At 38.1% G+C, this 15973-nt stretch carries 14 protein-coding genes, 1 rRNA gene and 1 pseudogene; 12 read left to right on the top strand and 4 right to left on the bottom strand.

Annotated features, from left to right (window positions below):
* Positions 1-45: 45 nt before the first annotated feature.
* Together J7E77_RS24340 and J7E77_RS24335 are read left to right on the top strand one after the other, a co-directional pair.
* Positions 46-3054: a PD-(D/E)XK nuclease family protein gene (locus J7E77_RS24340; RefSeq protein ID WP_214717424.1), complete on the top strand. Its 3009-nt coding sequence runs from the start codon at positions 46-48 to the stop codon at positions 3052-3054.
* Positions 3047-6250, top strand: a complete 3204-nt coding sequence (locus J7E77_RS24335) for a UvrD-helicase domain-containing protein (protein WP_214717422.1) — start codon at positions 3047-3049, stop codon at positions 6248-6250. Before J7E77_RS24340 ends, J7E77_RS24335 begins: the two co-directional genes overlap by 8 nt.
* A 71-nt stretch (positions 6251-6321) precedes the next feature.
* Here the strand turns inward: J7E77_RS24335 and J7E77_RS24330 are convergent, their stop codons facing one another.
* On the bottom strand, positions 6322-6798 hold the full coding sequence (locus J7E77_RS24330; RefSeq protein WP_308160761.1) for an SRPBCC family protein: 477 nt from the start codon (positions 6796-6798) through the stop codon (positions 6322-6324).
* A 180-nt stretch (positions 6799-6978) separates the two neighbouring features.
* Between J7E77_RS24330 and J7E77_RS24325 the strand changes: the two genes are divergently transcribed.
* Positions 6979-7701, top strand: coding sequence for a DsbA family oxidoreductase (locus tag J7E77_RS24325; RefSeq protein ID WP_214717421.1), 723 nt, complete (start codon positions 6979-6981; stop codon positions 7699-7701).
* A gap of 118 nt (positions 7702-7819) precedes the next feature.
* Here J7E77_RS24325 and J7E77_RS24320 read toward each other — a convergent pair whose 3' ends face one another.
* Together J7E77_RS24320 and J7E77_RS31860 are read right to left on the bottom strand one after the other, a co-directional pair.
* Entirely contained in the window at positions 7820-8041 is a 222-nt protein-coding gene (locus tag J7E77_RS24320; RefSeq protein ID WP_214717420.1) for a hypothetical protein, read from the bottom strand.
* Positions 8042-8069: 28 nt separating this feature from the next.
* Positions 8070-8120, bottom strand: a pseudogene (locus J7E77_RS31860) (hypothetical protein); the annotation flags it as partial.
* 196 nt (positions 8121-8316) lie between these two features.
* On the opposite strand from J7E77_RS31860, the gene J7E77_RS24315 reads away from it, so the two are divergent.
* Positions 8317-9408, top strand: coding sequence for a CotH kinase family protein (locus J7E77_RS24315; protein ID WP_214717419.1), 1092 nt, complete (start codon positions 8317-8319; stop codon positions 9406-9408).
* Positions 9409-9497: 89 nt separating this feature from the next.
* Here J7E77_RS24315 and sda read toward each other — a convergent pair whose 3' ends face one another.
* Complete coding sequence (gene sda, locus J7E77_RS24310) at positions 9498-9641, bottom strand: sporulation histidine kinase inhibitor Sda (protein WP_251027004.1); 144 nt, start codon at positions 9639-9641, stop codon at positions 9498-9500.
* 220 nt (positions 9642-9861) lie between these two features.
* Between sda and J7E77_RS24305 the strand changes: the two genes are divergently transcribed.
* The 8 genes from J7E77_RS24305 to J7E77_RS24270 form a co-directional block, all read left to right on the top strand.
* Positions 9862-10029 carry a hypothetical protein gene (locus J7E77_RS24305; protein ID WP_168244660.1) on the top strand — a complete coding sequence of 56 codons (168 nt, stop codon included), beginning with the start codon at positions 9862-9864 and terminating at the stop codon, positions 10027-10029.
* Positions 10030-10082: 53 nt separating this feature from the next.
* Entirely contained in the window at positions 10083-10313 is a 231-nt protein-coding gene (locus J7E77_RS24300; RefSeq protein WP_214717441.1) for an EAL domain-containing protein, read from the top strand.
* Between the two features lie 189 nt (positions 10314-10502).
* Positions 10503-11159, top strand: coding sequence for a PIG-L deacetylase family protein (locus J7E77_RS24295; RefSeq protein WP_214717418.1), 657 nt, complete (start codon positions 10503-10505; stop codon positions 11157-11159).
* A 3-nt stretch (positions 11160-11162) separates the two neighbouring features.
* Positions 11163-12485 (top strand): glycosyltransferase family 4 protein, encoded by a 1323-nt coding sequence (locus J7E77_RS24290; protein WP_214717417.1) that lies wholly within the window; start codon positions 11163-11165, stop codon positions 12483-12485.
* 15 nt (positions 12486-12500) lie between these two features.
* Complete coding sequence (locus J7E77_RS24285; protein WP_214717416.1) at positions 12501-13679, top strand: carboxylate--amine ligase; 1179 nt, start codon at positions 12501-12503, stop codon at positions 13677-13679.
* 31 nt (positions 13680-13710) lie between these two features.
* Positions 13711-14784: a phosphotransferase gene (locus J7E77_RS24280; RefSeq protein ID WP_214717415.1), complete on the top strand. Its 1074-nt coding sequence runs from the start codon at positions 13711-13713 to the stop codon at positions 14782-14784.
* Between the two features lie 64 nt (positions 14785-14848).
* Positions 14849-15421, top strand: coding sequence for a kinase (locus J7E77_RS24275; RefSeq protein WP_214717413.1), 573 nt, complete (start codon positions 14849-14851; stop codon positions 15419-15421).
* 339 nt (positions 15422-15760) lie between these two features.
* Positions 15761-15973, top strand: a 16S ribosomal RNA gene (locus tag J7E77_RS24270); the annotation flags it as partial.

The raw sequence follows: 15973 nt of genomic DNA, 5'->3' as shown, positions 1-15973 counted from the left end.
ATTAGGTGGATAATTATTTTTTCATTTAGAAAGTTGGAGGTTCCCATGCAAGCCTTAATAAACGAACTAAACCAAATCTGCACTAAATTTCCTTATAAAGAAAAAGTCGTGATCGTTGATTCTCATTCGATCGGGGAACAAATTAATGAGGCTTTCGTTAAGGAAGGATTTCAAGCAATTAATCTAAAGTATAAAACAGTGAATGACCTTGCCCAAATTTTTGTTGAATTGATTTCAGATCAACCCCAAAATAACCTAGATCACACAGTTGGTGTTCATTTTACCTACAATCTCCTTAAAGAGTTGAAGAACCAAGATAAGCTCCGATACTTTGCAGGAATGGAAATTACGCCAGCCTTTAGTCATGCCATTTTTACAACGATTCAAACCTTACGATTGGCTGGCTACACAAAGGACACTCTGAAAAAGAATGCATTTATCAATCCAGACAAAGCGAAGGATTTTTATGAGATCCTTGCTGAATATGAAAATACATTAAGTATTCATCACTTTATCGACAAGGCAGGGAGCATAAATAAGGCACTTGAAACTGCTGAGGTCGATGAAAAGGGAGTTTTTATTTTACAATCCGGTTTAAACCTATCAAACCTAGAAGACCAATTCCTGAGAAAGATTATTCCTGAGCAAGTTTATAAGCTGCCGCTTGCACCCGTATTGGGCGTGAATACTCCTGAGCGAACAAGCCTTAGTTCCGTTCATTGGGGACCCCCGACTCCGCTTAGCTTTCTCTATCAACAGGAAGAAGCAAGCGTTGAGCCAAACTTAGAAGTATTTACTGCTAAAACAGAAGAAATGGAAGTTAAACAAATTCTAGAGAAGATTAAGGTTGCAAAATCTCCACTAGATGAGAGTGTTGTTTATTATACAAATGCCGATGCATACATAACCCAGTTTTATCACCTGTCACAAAAAATGGATCTGCCCATTACTTTTGGTGAAGGACTGCCGGTTACGTTTAGCCGACCGGGCCGTTTCGTTTCCGGATTAATAGCATGGATGCAGTCCAACTATAGTGTCACAGCCTTTCTTGATTTGTTGAATGAGGGTTTGATAGTGATGGGGAAAGGTGTTCCTTTTATAGAGGGTGGATTTGTTGGACTTGATGAAGTGGTGATGTCGAATTCAAAAATGACCAGAGTGCTCAGGGATCTTCAAATTGGCTGGTCCCAGGAACGCTACCTTAAACTGCTCTGTGAGGAATTAAACCGCTTAAGTGATATGGTTCTCGAACATCAAGAAGACCCTTATTATGAGAATCAAGCAAGAGATATGTTATGGATTTGGACGTGTTTTCAAGAAATCTTTAAGAAACTTCCACCCTTAGAGTCAACCATGAATTATAAAAAATGTTTAACTGGGATCGCTTATCTACTTAAGTATAATTGTAAAACAAGTTCAGCTCTCGATGAGGTAGCAAAATCAACCTTACTTGAAGCAATCAAAACGATTATTCCTTATGCAGACGAATCGTTATCAAGTTATGATTTGTTTGAAAAGGTGAAGGACCTGCTGTTATCCATTCGTGTAAATCAAGCTCGGCCCAAACCCGGTCACCTTCACGTTTCAACTTATAAGATTGGAATATACAATAGTCGACCAAATGTATTTTTTGTTGGACTTGATAACAAGAAGTTTCCTGGTAATGTAAGTGAAGATCCACTCTTGCTCGATGCAGAGAGGATTCAATTAGGGAACGGCCTGCGATTACTTCGTGAAAAGGGTCAAGAGAACTTGTATACACTGTTACAAGTTTTGGCAAATTCAAATGGTCATGTCACGGTCAGTTACTGCCATTTCGATATGAACGAAAACCGTGTCGTTAACCCGGCATTTGTTGTCTTGCAATGCTACCGCTTAATCACAGGCAATATAGATGCCGAATTTAAATCGTTAAAGTCACTGCCGTCATCAATCATCGCTACTGATATTTTTGAAGATAAAGACTACTGGAATGAAAAATTAACAAATGATAGTTCACATCAGCTAAATGAAGGGATTCTAACCCATTTTAATAATGTTAAACAGGGAATCGCTGCCGAAACCGCACGAAATACCGGGAATTTCTCTGAATATGATGGACTGGTTCAAATTGATGACGAGCAATATGACCCACGTCTCAATCAGGAGAAAACGCTGAGTGCGGGCAAGCTCGAAACACTTGCAAAATGTCCGTATTCCTATTTTTTGAGAGAAGTGTTAAAAGTTAGGCCTGTCGATGACTTTTCGTTTGACGCAAACACATGGCTGGATGCTGCTACCCGTGGAAGCCTGCTACATAGTATTTTTGAAAACTTTTATAAAAAATTACAACAAGATCATGCCAAGCCTTCTTACGAGAACCATTTGGAACTCATTTTAACGATTGCTCAAAACTTAATGGAACAGCAAAAGGAAGTGCAGCCGCCGCCAAATGAAAGAGTCTATCAACGTGAACGGAGTGACATCTTAGCTTGCTGTGAGATTTTTCTAAAAGAAGAAGAGCTTCACAGCGAAAATTACGATCCGCTTCATTTTGAGTATTCCTTTGGGATTGGTGAAAAGGATCCGGCGATTATTACTCTTCCATCAGGAGAAGTAAAAATTTCAGGGATTATTGACCGTGTGGACCAATCCAAGGACGGTAAATATCACATTATCGATTATAAAACGGGGAGCACGTACAGTTATGCGATAAATGCAGCCTTCAAAGGCGGTCGACAGCTTCAGCACATGATTTATGCCTTGGCCATCGAACAGCATTTAAACCTTGGCGAGGGTGCAGTCGAGGAGAGCTCCTATTATTTTCCGACCCCAAAAGGATTGGCACAGAGGTTTACGAGGAAGCAGGACCGTACACTCAGAACAAATGGTATAGATATTTTGGAAAAACTGATTGATACTGTGAAGCATGGTCATTTTGAAATGACTGATGATGTGAATGATTGCAAATTCTGTGATTATAAGCTTGTTTGCCGCCGCCATTTTTATGATAAAGAAATCCTTGAAATGAAGCAGTCGAACCAAAAGTTAAAGGGGGTTAGAGCATATGACTAAGGAAATTCTCGATCAAGCGGCCCGGGATAAAATTAAATCACAACTCAAGAGGAATTTTTTAGTTGAAGCTGGTGCTGGCTCTGGTAAAACGACGAGCTTAGTCGATCGGATGGTCAACCTCATTTATACAGGGACAGCAGGAATTCAGGAAATTGTTGCGATCACTTTTACACGAAAGGCCGCTGATGAGTTAAAGGTCCGTTTTCAAGCAAAATTAGAGGAAGCGTGGAAAAAAGAACTGGACCTTGATATCGAGTTTCGTTTAGGTGAGGCATTGCAAAATATTGAGCGCTGCTTTTTAGGAACGGTCCATGCCTATTGTGCAAAACTGCTCCGAGAGCGCCCGATTGAAGCAAATTTAGATTTAACCTTTAAAGAGCTTGAAGAGTCCGATGATTTAGATATTTTAGAAGAAGCGTGGCAACTTCATTTACAAAATTTAATCAATGAAGAACCGCATCACTTTGAACTCATTGGAGAATTAGGGATATCCGTTGACAACCTGTTTCCCTGGTTAAAGAGGCTAAAGGAATATTCCGATGTGGAATGGGTGACGGAAAGTGTCCCGAAACCAGTATTGCAGCCAGAATACCAATCATTTATGCTCCTAATTAAAGAAGCAAAACGATGCGTTCCTGAGGAGGAACCTCCGAAGGGGTATGATAGTTTACAAAAAGCGATTTTAACGGCTGTCCAAAAGGAAAAATTCATCAATCCTTCGAAGGAAAAGGACATCATTAGTATTTTTGAATTATTTGATAAGAACTTAAAGCCAACCTATAATCGCTGGACAGCCAAGGAAGATGCAAAATTTTATGAAGAGAAAATTACAGCAGTGTTTGAAGTATCCATCAAACCGCTTATACAAGCTTGGAAAGAATATTGTCATCCCATTATTATCGATTTTTTACAAGATGCTGTCCAAACCTACGAGCAATTGAAGAAAGAGAGATCACTACTAAACTTTCAAGATTTAATGATCCATACATCAAAATTGCTTAAAGGTAATCCAGAAGTTCGCGCCTATTTCCAAGCAAAATATCGCTATTTACTCGTCGATGAGTTTCAGGATACCGACCCGATTCAGGCGGAGATTATGTTTTATTTAACGAGTGATGACATTAATGAAAAAATCTGGACAAAATGCAAACCGAAAGCAGGCTCACTCTTCGTTGTTGGTGATCCCAAACAAGCTATTTACCGTTTTCGACGCGCCGATATTGATACATACAATCGTGTCAAACAGTTAATCGAGGAGCATGGAGGAGAAGTGCTCCAGCTGACGACAAATTTTCGGACACTTGACACTGTTACTAAGGAATTAAATAAAGTGTTTGAAAAGCATTTACCTGAAGTGGAATCCGATTACCAAGCCGCCTATCGCCCGTTAAAAGCCTTCCATGAGGACCAAGGCGAGGGCTTTACAGGTGTGAAGCGGTTATCCGTTCCTGCCGATTATAAAAAGAAGGAAGAAGTCATATTAATCGATGCTGAAAACATCGCTCTGACCATTCAAAATCTCATCGAGCAAGGCCATAATGCCAAGGATTTCATGGTACTGACCAGGTATACCGATGGCGTTGCTTCCTATGCGAAAACGATTGAGGATATGGGGATTCCTGTCAGTATTAGTGGTGAAGTTATTCTTGGTGAAACAAGAGAGTTCCAAGATTTATGGATCCTGTTAAAATCATTCTTGGACCCAACCGATGAAGTGGGCTTCGTTGCTGTGTTACGGGGGATTTTCTTCGGTATCAGTGATCAAGAACTATATCAATGGAAACAAGCTGGTGGAAGATTTTCCATTTACGCCCAGATACCAGCTGAAATTCCGATAGTGCTAAAAGATAAATTTGAAATAACATGGGATAAATTGCAGCGATGTCAAAAGCTAATTCGGACGCTGTCGCCAACAGCTGCGATTGAAAAAATCATCGAAGAGGTAGGTTTCTATCCATTACTTTTGAAAAATGGCCGGAATCAACGAACGTATAAAAGTCTACTCCAAATGCTAGAAGCCCTTCGTAAACAGGAGACGACTGGTAATACAACATATAAACAAGTAATCGAAGCACTGACCGAGCTGATTTTTGAAAAAACAGTGGTTGCAAACCTTGAAGAAGACGCAGATGCGGTTCGGATTATGAATATTCATAAAGCAAAAGGACTAGAGGCACCAATTGTCTTTTTGGCACATCCAGTCAAGTCAGTCAGTCCTGAATCCTTTTTATCACAGCATATTAAACGTGAGGACTATACCTCTAAAGGGTACTTTACGTTTACAGTGAAGAATGGCTATTCGGATAAAGAAATTGCGATTCCACTTGAATGGGAGACACATAAGACAGAAGAGTTAATGTACCTTACCGAAGAAGAGCAGCGGATTATTTATGTCGCGGCAACTCGTGCCGAAAAGGCACTAATCATCAGTTCTCACACTGGTAATAAGAAAAACCCTTGGAATATCCTTTTTGAAATGGAAAACATCGAGGAAATGGAACTTCCTGAGATAGAGGCTGTTGAAATTCATTCATGGGAAGAAGAGATTACCCTCTCCGAATTTAAGGCGAAAACCGTTAGTAAAAACGCCTGGCTTGACCAAAGTAAAATGAAAACTTTTGAACATTGGTCGCCAACAAAAGACAAAGATTATTCAGAGTTAATCATGATTGAACGAGAATCGGGTGGTGGAAAGGATTGGGGAACGCTGATTCATGATGTCTTTGAAAAAGCTGTTCAGGGCCATGAACTTTCTAATTATATAAAGGTTGCCTTAAACAAATTTAAGCTTCCTATCGAAAGAGAGGAAGAAGTAAAGTTTTATCTGCAAAACTTGCAAAAATCACTCCTTTGGGATGAGTTAGTGACAGCGGAAGAAGTGCTGACAGAAGTTCCCTTTACGATAAAAGTTGAAAAGGGCCATACTCTTTATTCGTTAATCACTAAAAATCCTGAAGATATCCATCCCTTCTACGTCAAAGGAACGATTGATCTTATCTACAAAAAGAATGGCTCATGGAACATCGTTGATTATAAAACAGACCGAGCAAAACAGGTCGAAGACTACGAAAAGCTCCAATCATTCTATAGCAGCCAATTAACCTTTTATAAACAGGCTTGGGAGGAATTAACCAAAGAATCCGTGAACAAAGAATTACTTTACTTCCTTGAACCAAACCAATTAAGGGCTCTATAGAGATAAAAAAAGAAAATTCTACAGGCTTCAAGCTTGTGGAATTTTCTTTAGATAGCTATATATTAACTAGGCTATTTAACGAGCACTTTGGTATTTTTAAATTCTTCTTCAGCTACTTTTTTAACTCGCTCGCAAAATTGAACAACTATTTTATCACTGGAAAAAAGTAAAAATAACTTGAGAAATGCCTTTAAAGGTCGGTTTGTGCAGGTGTATTTAAAAAGAGTTTTCTGCTCATCGATTGCCGTTAATTCATACAAAGCGGTGATTTCAAACATCTTGGCCAGCGTAAAGCCCACTTTTAATCTCCGTTTATCATGAATATTCACATATTCTAAGGTCTCAACATCATACTCCTCGATTCGTTTACCTTCCCTATATTTTTGACGGTAGATAGTGCCGATACCTTCATTAGTCACTTTTACAGGTTGATGATCTACGACTTGCGGCATAATTTTTTGCATATCCTCCAATGAGCCATTTAACAATCCCCAAACCTGATCGATGGGAGCATTAATTTCAATTTCCTTCATCCATTCTTTCAACAATCATCACCTCGTGCTATTTTTTGAATAGTTTAATCAATATTCTCCATTTTACGAGAAAAATCCTTTAGTCTACACTGGGTTAATTTTACTTTCTTTGCAGGTAAAACATGAGCAACTATGAATAGTTTTCTCTGACCTTGTGTTACTATAAAGTTTAACCGAAGAAAACGAGGTGTCTATATGAAAATTGAAGTTTGGTCAGATTATGTATGTCCGTTTTGTTATATTGGGAAACGCCGATTAGAAGTGGCGTTAGATCAATTTCCACATAGGGATCAGGTAGAAGTTGAATTCAAAAGCTTTGAACTTGACCCAAATTCTCCAAAAAATATTGGACAGAACATCCATGAAGTATTAGCAAAAAAATATGGAATGAGTGTTGAAAAAGCGAAGGAAGCAAATCAAGGGGTGGGGCAGCAGGCAGCCACTGTTGGGTTGGAATTTAATTTTGATGAGATGAAGCCAACAAATACGTTTGATGCTCATCGCTTGGCTAAATTTGCAAAAACACAAGGGAAGGAAGCCGCCGTCTCAGAAATGCTGCTGCATGCCTACTTTACAGAGTCGAAGCATATTGGGGATATTGAAACATTGTCAGACCTAGCTGAAGCGGCAGGATTAAATCGCCAGGAAGTATTGCAAGTCCTTAATGATAAGGAAGCCTATGCAACTGATGTTCGTCAAGATGAATCCCTTGCACAGCAGCATGGTGTTCGCGGTGTTCCATACTTTGTCATTAATCAAAAATATGCCATTTCTGGTGCACAACCGACGGAAACTTTCATGGGGGCACTACAAAAAGTTTGGGAGGAAGAGTCTCCAACACCAGTGCTGCAGGATCTTTCCACCGAAGACGAGGTTAGCTGTGCAGATGGCAGCTGTGCCATTCCTGAAAAAAAGTAGATTTTGACCATAACAAAAGATGGGGAAGGAAACTAAGTTTCCATCCCCTCTTGTTTTTAAACTTATTAGCGTCTGCGGACTCTTAAATTCCACATATTTCCGTCTTTCCAACATCTATTTATTCGAGTATTGCTACGTGAGTTGTACCGCCACCCTGACCATTTACAGCATCTTGAAGTTCTTCTCCTTGAAGTATTTCTTCTTGAAGTATTTCTTCTTGAAGTATTTCTTCTGGATGTATTACGTCTAGAGGTGTTCCGGCGTGATGTCGTCCGACGCCCGGATGTTCCTCGACTGGATGTTCTTCTGCGTGTGGTGCCACGATTTTGACCTGGGTCACGGAACATAAAGTCTCCGAAACCACCGCGTCTTACTTCATCTGCAGCTCTTTGAATATCTTCAGCTGAAAAATCACTCATATTATTATTGCACCTCCTTTAAGCTTGAAAAGGGAGTACGAAACTATTTGTCCAATTAACTCACTCTTCTCTTATCAAAATACGTATCGTCAGAAACAATGGAATGAGCCAAAAGCCTAAAATAAGAAAAAATGCTATTCAAACGTGACCAGCATCCAATTTCCTTCATACCAATAAAGGAAGGAGGAATTAAAAAATGGACGAGGCTGCAAGAATACCGGAATACAAGCTTTTTATTAGGCCGAATGACCTTCGGGAACTCAGAAGAGACATTTGGATTGATGAACCGATTCCTGCTCAGTTAACGATTGAAGGGAAAAGACTAGAGATTGATGTGGCCTATCGAGGATCACATATCCGCGATTTTCCGAAAAAATCATATCAGGTTTCCTTCTATAAACCCAAAAAATTCAGAGGTTCAAATCATATTCATTTAAACGCAGAATATAAGGATCCTTCAATGATCCGAAATAAGCTGTCGTTTGATTTCTTTGCGGAGCTTGGGGTTTTATCACCACTATCGCGCCATATCTTTTTAATCCAAAATGGAAAAGCAGAAGGGGTCTATTTGGAAATCGAATCAGTAGATGAGAATTTTTTGAAAAGAAGAAACCTTCCAAACGGAAGTATTTTTTATGCGGTCGATGGTGATGCAAACTTTTCGTTGATGAGCGATTTAGATAAGGAGACCAAAAAATCACTGGAGTTAGGGTATGAAAGAAAGGTGGGGAAACATGAAGATGACTATTTCTTAAAGGAATTAATATTTAATATCAATACGATTGCGAATAATGTATTCGAGAAGGAAATTCAAAAATTTGTGGATATTGATAAATATCTCCGCTGGATGGCTGTAATTATTTTTACTTCAAATTATGATGGTTTCGTTCATAACTATGCTCTTTACAGGAATGGTGAAACGCACCTTTTTGAAATCATTCCTTGGGATTATGATGCGACATGGGGCAGGGATGTTAATGGAAAGATTATGGAGCCCAATTATGTACCGATTGATGGGTTTAATACATTAACCGCCCGTATATTAAATGTAGATACCTTTCGAAAACAATATCGAATGCTACTTGAAGAAATGATGAAACAGCAATTTACAGTAGAAAATATGATTCCGAAGGTGGAAAAAATGACACAATCGATTCGTCCATTTGTCAAACAGGATCCATATAAAAAACACGATATAGATATATTTGACCAGGAATTATCGGTAATAACGAAGTATATCGAGGAAAGAAGAAAGTACTTATATAGGAAGTTAGCAATACTAGATTAACAATTCAACAAGAAAAGGTGCCGTTCAAGAATTGAAGTTTAACAAAATTGGTATAAAAAAAACCACCCGAATTCGGATGGTCTAAAGGCTTAGATAATAGTTTCATGAATTAAATTTCTATGACTGATCTCAGTTAGTAATAAATGAATAAAGTCAGTGCAAAGTTCTAGACGGATGGCTTCGTGGTAGGCATCAATTAAAAAAGTATCTTGTAGTAGCTGCAGTGATTTCAAAACTATATCCCTCGTTTTTTAATATTCTATGACTATTTTAAAATAAATTAAGACTTTTTGGGGGTAAAGCGATGAAATTACACAAAATCTTCAAACTAAGATAAAAATTTTATTCAATGTGATTTTTTACCTTGCTTCTTTGCAAATATGGTCACCAAACGAAACATTTTCTATAAATAAGCGTCTAATCGTTAAGGGAAGATAAGGAGTGGGAGAAGGAATGCTGCGGAAGGTAATTATGGTTACAGATAATGAAGAAAGTGTGAAAAATGCGGTAAGAGAAATCTTAAAAGCCAAAAATAAAGGTCATGAATATGCGCTTGATTTAACAAGAATCAAAGATAGGGAACGAAAAACAGCGATTATGAAAAGGTTGACGAGGTTTTAAGCAACTAATTTAGTAGAAACATAAAATTGGGGCTGAAGCTTTAATTCGTTGGAATTCAGTCCTTTGTCCACGAATGCACGAATGACGTAAATGATCAAACAATTATCAAGACCGTTATTCTAATGGCTAATTTATTAAAAATTCAAGTCATTGCAGAGGTTGTTGAAACAAAAGACCAAGCATCCTTTCTACTTCAACAGGGATGTATCGAGGCTCAAGGGTATTATTTTAGTAAACCGGTACCTGTTGAAGAGTTTGTAAAAAAATTAATCAAGCAAATTTGAACATATGCGAAATGCATATGTTTTTTGCTTTTTTTGAAAGCGATAGAATCAGGTGTCTAAGCCGAAACCAACGAATATCCCTTAAAATCAGCCCATTTTTTCATTTTATTCACATTGTCCATATCCACTTTATCTCTTCTTCATATAATTACAAGAATAGTATTTTTAATTAGAATTGAGGTGCTTTAAATGTGTGAGTATGTGTTAGTGATTGCTGCTCATCCAGATGATGAAATTCTTGGAAGTGGCGGAACCATAAAGAAGTTAATTAATCATGGCTATAAGGTAATTACTGTGATTGCTGCTAAAGGACGTAAGGAGGAAGAAGATCGGATTAAGCCATTAATGCTGCATGCCAATAGACACTTAGGAGTAGAGGAAGTGCTATTTTTGGAATTTCCCAATCTTTTAATGGAAACGAAACCACTTGTTGAAATCAACAAATCGATCGAAGCTCTTCTGGATAAGTATACTCCTGCAATGATTTTCACCCACCATTATGGTGACACCAACCGGGACCACCAAATTTTGTTTCAAGCAGTGTTAACAGCTACTCGACCGTTACCTGGAAAAAAACCAATTGAGATTCTTTGTTTTGAAACGGTTTCTTCGAGTGAATGGAGCCAGCATACGAATGATAAAGAGTTTAAACCCAATTATTTTGTAGATATAACCGATACCATCGAAGATAAGATTCAATCTCTTCACCATTATGATGTAGAAATGAGACCATTTCCACATCCACGTTCCTATGACGGAGTGAAATACTTAGCACGGGTCAGAGGAATGACCGTTGGGGTCGAATACGCGGAAGCTTTTGAAATCATTAGGAGGGTGTGGAAGTGAAAGATGAATGAACTACTAAATGACCAACCATTTCTGCCGACCCTGTTTCCTTACTTAATCTCTGCTATGGACAAATTTTATGGGGTCAATGAGCCTTATGAAGAAGAAAATTTATTCGAATGGGAGCAATTCGAATGGGAGCAATTCGAATCAGCAGAAATTCAAAACAAAAAAATGAAGATATTAATCACAACGTTTTGGGAATATCCATTGATCGGTGGACTTCAGAACTATATCACTTCACTCAAAACTGGCTTGGAAAATTTAGGACATAGTGTTGATGTACTTGCATTAAACTCTTTTCAGTCAGAGGAAATGAAGGCATTAAGCGAACGATATTCTGAGGAATTCAAGCAATTTTTTCTCAATCGTTATGGTAGCTGTAATGAAAAAATTCTACACAATATCAGCAAACTATCCAGTTATTATACAATGCTAAAAAATTTTGATCTGTCACAATACGATATTATCCACGCACAAGATCGATATACAGCTAATGTAATGGGGATCCTTAACCAATCCTATCAAAAACCTCTTCTATTCACACCGCATGGATTTATGACCCAAAACAGATTAAAGTTTAACCTGATGGAAAAAGGTTCGGTTGAGGAAATCTATTTTTCAGCCATTGATAAACAAGCGATTAAAAATGCCAACCAATTAATTATCCTTTGTGATGTCTTTCGCCCGATCCTAATAAATTTAGGCGCGGAAGAAGATCAAATGACCACTGTTTATACTGGGATTGATTTTGAGGAATGGAATATTCAGAAGAAAGTTAAGAATAGCCAAAGTAAAACTGTAATTACCTGTATCTCACGTCTTCGACCCCGCAAAGGACATAAGTATTTATTTAAAGCTCTTGCTCTGATTAAAGACAAGTTGAAAAATGTGGAAGTACGGATTGTAGGCGATGGTGAGATGAGAAAGTCGCTCGAAAAGCAGGTTAGTGAGTTGAAATTAAAAAACGTATCCTTTTTAGGAAGCAGAGAAGACGTACCTAAATTATTAAGCGAATCAGACATTTTTGTTCTTCCAACTACGAGTGATACGCTGCCCATCTCAATAATCGAGGCAATGTTTACCAATCAAGCAATTCTAACGACCAATTGTGGCGGCATTCCGGAAATCATTAAAGATAACTATTCAGGATTTATAGTTGAACCAGCTAACCCACAACAACTTGCCGAAAAGTTATTGCTCCTATTACGAAAAAAATCAATTAGAAAAAAATTAGCGGGCAATGCTAAGGAATTTGCGCAACAACATTTAACCGTTAGTATCATGGTTCAAAAGATTGAAGGCATCTATCGATCATTATTATGAAAGGAGGAAAAAAGTATGCAACATGATGTTCCTGCCGTTGTCCTTGATCTAAGTGCAACTGGAATAGGTATTGTGAGGAGTTTAGCGAAAAAAGGGATTAAGGTATATGCGTTTGATACGAGAGGGAAATATGAAATCGGTAAAACACGGTTTGCCACCTGTGGAATTTGCCCAAATCCAGTTAGTGAGGGAGCTGCATTAATTCTATTTCTTACCAGATTGGCCCAAAAGTTTGGCCAAAAGGCTGTCCTGTATGCGGGGTCTGATGACTTTGTACAGTTTATTTCAAAAAACAGATTTGTTCTTTCACACTATTATCGCTTTCTATTACCTAAACACACACTAGTTGAAGCCGTATTAGATAAAAGATTAACGTATGAATTGGCCCTGAAATCAAATGTGCCATGCCCCAAAACCTTCGCAATAAATAACGAAGAGCAGTTTGAGCAAATCATCCATCAAATTACCTTTCCTTGTATTTTAAAACCAGTTCATTCTTCTCATTTCCGCTCAAATATTGATCATCGTCTTTATAAGAAAGCCATTGTAGTAGAACAGGCTTCCCAATTGAGAGAAGAGTACCTTTTTTATCGGCCATTCGGTGAACTAATGATCCAGGAGGTCATCCCTGGTGAGGAGAACTGTATTTATTCCGTCAAGACATTTTTTGACGATCAGATGAATTTAATTGGCTTGTGGATGAACCAAAAATTACATCAATTTCCCCCTCATTTTGGATCTACTGCACTTGCCCTAAGTATGAGGGACGAAGAAGTCATTCAACTCGCTACTACCTTTCTAAAAGATATTCAGTTCAAAGGCTTGGCGATTGCTGAATTTAAACGGGACCCAAGAGATGGGAAACTGAAATTTATCGAAATCAATTCAAGAATAGGTTTAACTCAAGCGTTATCGATGGCTTGTGGGGTAAATTTGGCCTACTTGTATTATTTATCCCTTACCGGGCAAAATCCAGCACCAGTGACAGTGCAGAAAGAAGGGGTCAAATGGGTTTACTTTGTCCGTGATTTTCTTTCCTTTCGCCAAAAACAAAAAAATGGGGAAATGAAGTTCGTTGAATGGGTGAAAAGTTTATCTGGAAAAAAGGTGGAGGCTCTTTTTGCTTGGAATGACCCTCTTCCGTTTGTTCGAAGTTTTGTTTCCCATTTACGAAACTTATGGGGGAGAAAATAAGTGATGGCAGAGGAAGGAGGGAACTTAGGTTTTGAATAGTATAGAAGAAATTATTAGCTGTTGGAATCAATTTGATTGGGAAGAGAATCTAAAAAAGGTCCTTGGTAAAAAAGTAAAGTTAGTGGAAGAAAGAATAGAATGCCTCAAAAATACACGGGAAAAGACAAGTATTTGGAAGTTGGTTCTAACTGATGGTCGGGAGTTCATTCCTATAGTCCTTAAAATATACAAGCAACCACTGAAAGAAAATCATAGATTAGAAATCAGTATGTATCAAAAAGCCTATAACATTTATCATGAGTTTATGCCGCGATTATATTGGCTTGAACCGAATGTAAATGGTAATGAAACATGGATGTTCACCGAGTGTTTGAAGCCGATTCGAGGACAAATAAAATTAGCTCCAAACCATTTGGAACGAATTATCCCAACCGTGGCAAAATTTCATGCCCTAACCTTTGATCATCGATTTTTGCAGCATGCGTATCTTTTTGACGCCTCTCTTCCACATTTTGATTCTGAAGAGAAGGTAAAGGAGAGGACAATGGGTATCAAAAAAGCAAAAGAGAATCTGGATCTGGCGATGAAAGATCCTAACTTAAGAGAATTGGTGGTACCAAGGTATAAAATGATCAAAAAAATATTAAAAAAAGGGCCTGTGTTTTTTCCTGAAATTACGGAATCTGGACAATGTCTCATCCACGGTGACCTCCATGTCCACAATATTTGCTGTGAAAATGCCAATGATGAGGAGGAGAATTGGAAAGTCTCTTTAATTGATTGGGAGTCTGCGAAGCAGTATCCATGCTGGTATGATTTGGTCGTCCTAGTCGAATTATTAATTGATTTTCGCTCAGATTGGCAACAGAGGGAAGAAGAGATTCGAAGTCAATGTGTGCAGCTGTATTGCGAAGAAATGCAGAAATATGGAATTACTTTCAGTGAGGACCCACTGCAACTTCTAAAAAAAGCGTATTTACAGAGAACTCTAGAAAAAAAGCTTTCTAGTCATTTGCAAAAGGTGTTGGATGGAGGAAAGAGCACACTTTTAAAAAGATATCTAGAGAAAATAGAAGTATGGGGAAAAGAACTCGGATTATATTAGAGCAGTCCCCAAGATTTAAATACAACAAAGCGATTTGAAATTTCGAATTAGAAGGAGATTAGAAATGAAAGATTTTGATAAAATAGTAGCCAAGAATAAAGGCACTGTAACCATTCAAGATCTGAGCGGTTACACAATGATAGGGAAGGGGGCTGATGGATCCGTCTTTCAATTGACACCTGAGAAGTGCGTCAAAGTTTTTGTTAATGAAGACACACAAAAAAAGGAATTAAATGCACTGCAAATTGGACAATCCTCTCCTATTATTCCTAAATTATATGAATATGGTTCTAACTATATTGTGATGGAGTTTGTAAAAGGATACAATCTTAAGCATTTTTTAAAAAAAGAGAAAAAACTCTCAGAGGCAATCGTGGGGAAAATTTTATCGATGCTGGATGAAATGAAAACTGTGGGTTTTACAAGACTTGATATTGAAGTTCGCCACATTTTTTTCAATGAACTAGGGGAAATAAAAGTAATCGACCTCAAGCGGGCATTTAATACAGACAGGGCTGTCCCTACCAAATTGTTAACTGGATTAAAAAAGCTTGGATTTTTGCAAGATTTTTTGGAACATGTGTCAAAGCTTAGCCCGGCCAAATATGAGGAATGGAAAAACCTGGTGACTGAGTAAGATGGCACTTGAAAACGTTTGGTGTAGATTTCAAGAAGGCAGTGGTTCATGGATCGACTGCCTTTTTAAAATAATAGATATGGAAAAATCTTTCATTGAACTGTAGAAACATCCGTGTTATTATTAGAAAGTTCCTTTGCGAATGGGTCAAACTTTATTAGTTTAATTATAAATAAATGTTGACTTTGTGAAGAGAATTATAATATAATAGATTTTGTCACTTTGAGAAATGGTGAATTTGTTCTTTGAAAACTAAACAAACAAAATCGTGCAAACAAACAAAAACTTTTAGTTTCAATTAAGAAACTAAGCCAACGTAACAAAATGAGCGAATCAACTTTCTTGGAGAGTTTGATCCTGGCTCAGGACGAACGCTGGCGGCGTGCCTAATACATGCAAGTCGAGCGAATCAATAGGAGCTTGCTCCTGTTGGTTAGCGGCGGACGGGTGAGTAACACGTGGGCAACCTGCCTGTAAGACTGGGATAACACCGGGAAACCGGTGCTAATACCGGATAATCCTTTTCCTCTCATGAGGAAAAGCTGAAAGTAG

Source organism: Bacillus sp. ISL-77 (assembly GCF_018613105.1).
Note: the sequence above shows the minus strand (reverse complement) of the source record. Positions and strands in the feature narration are given on the sequence as shown.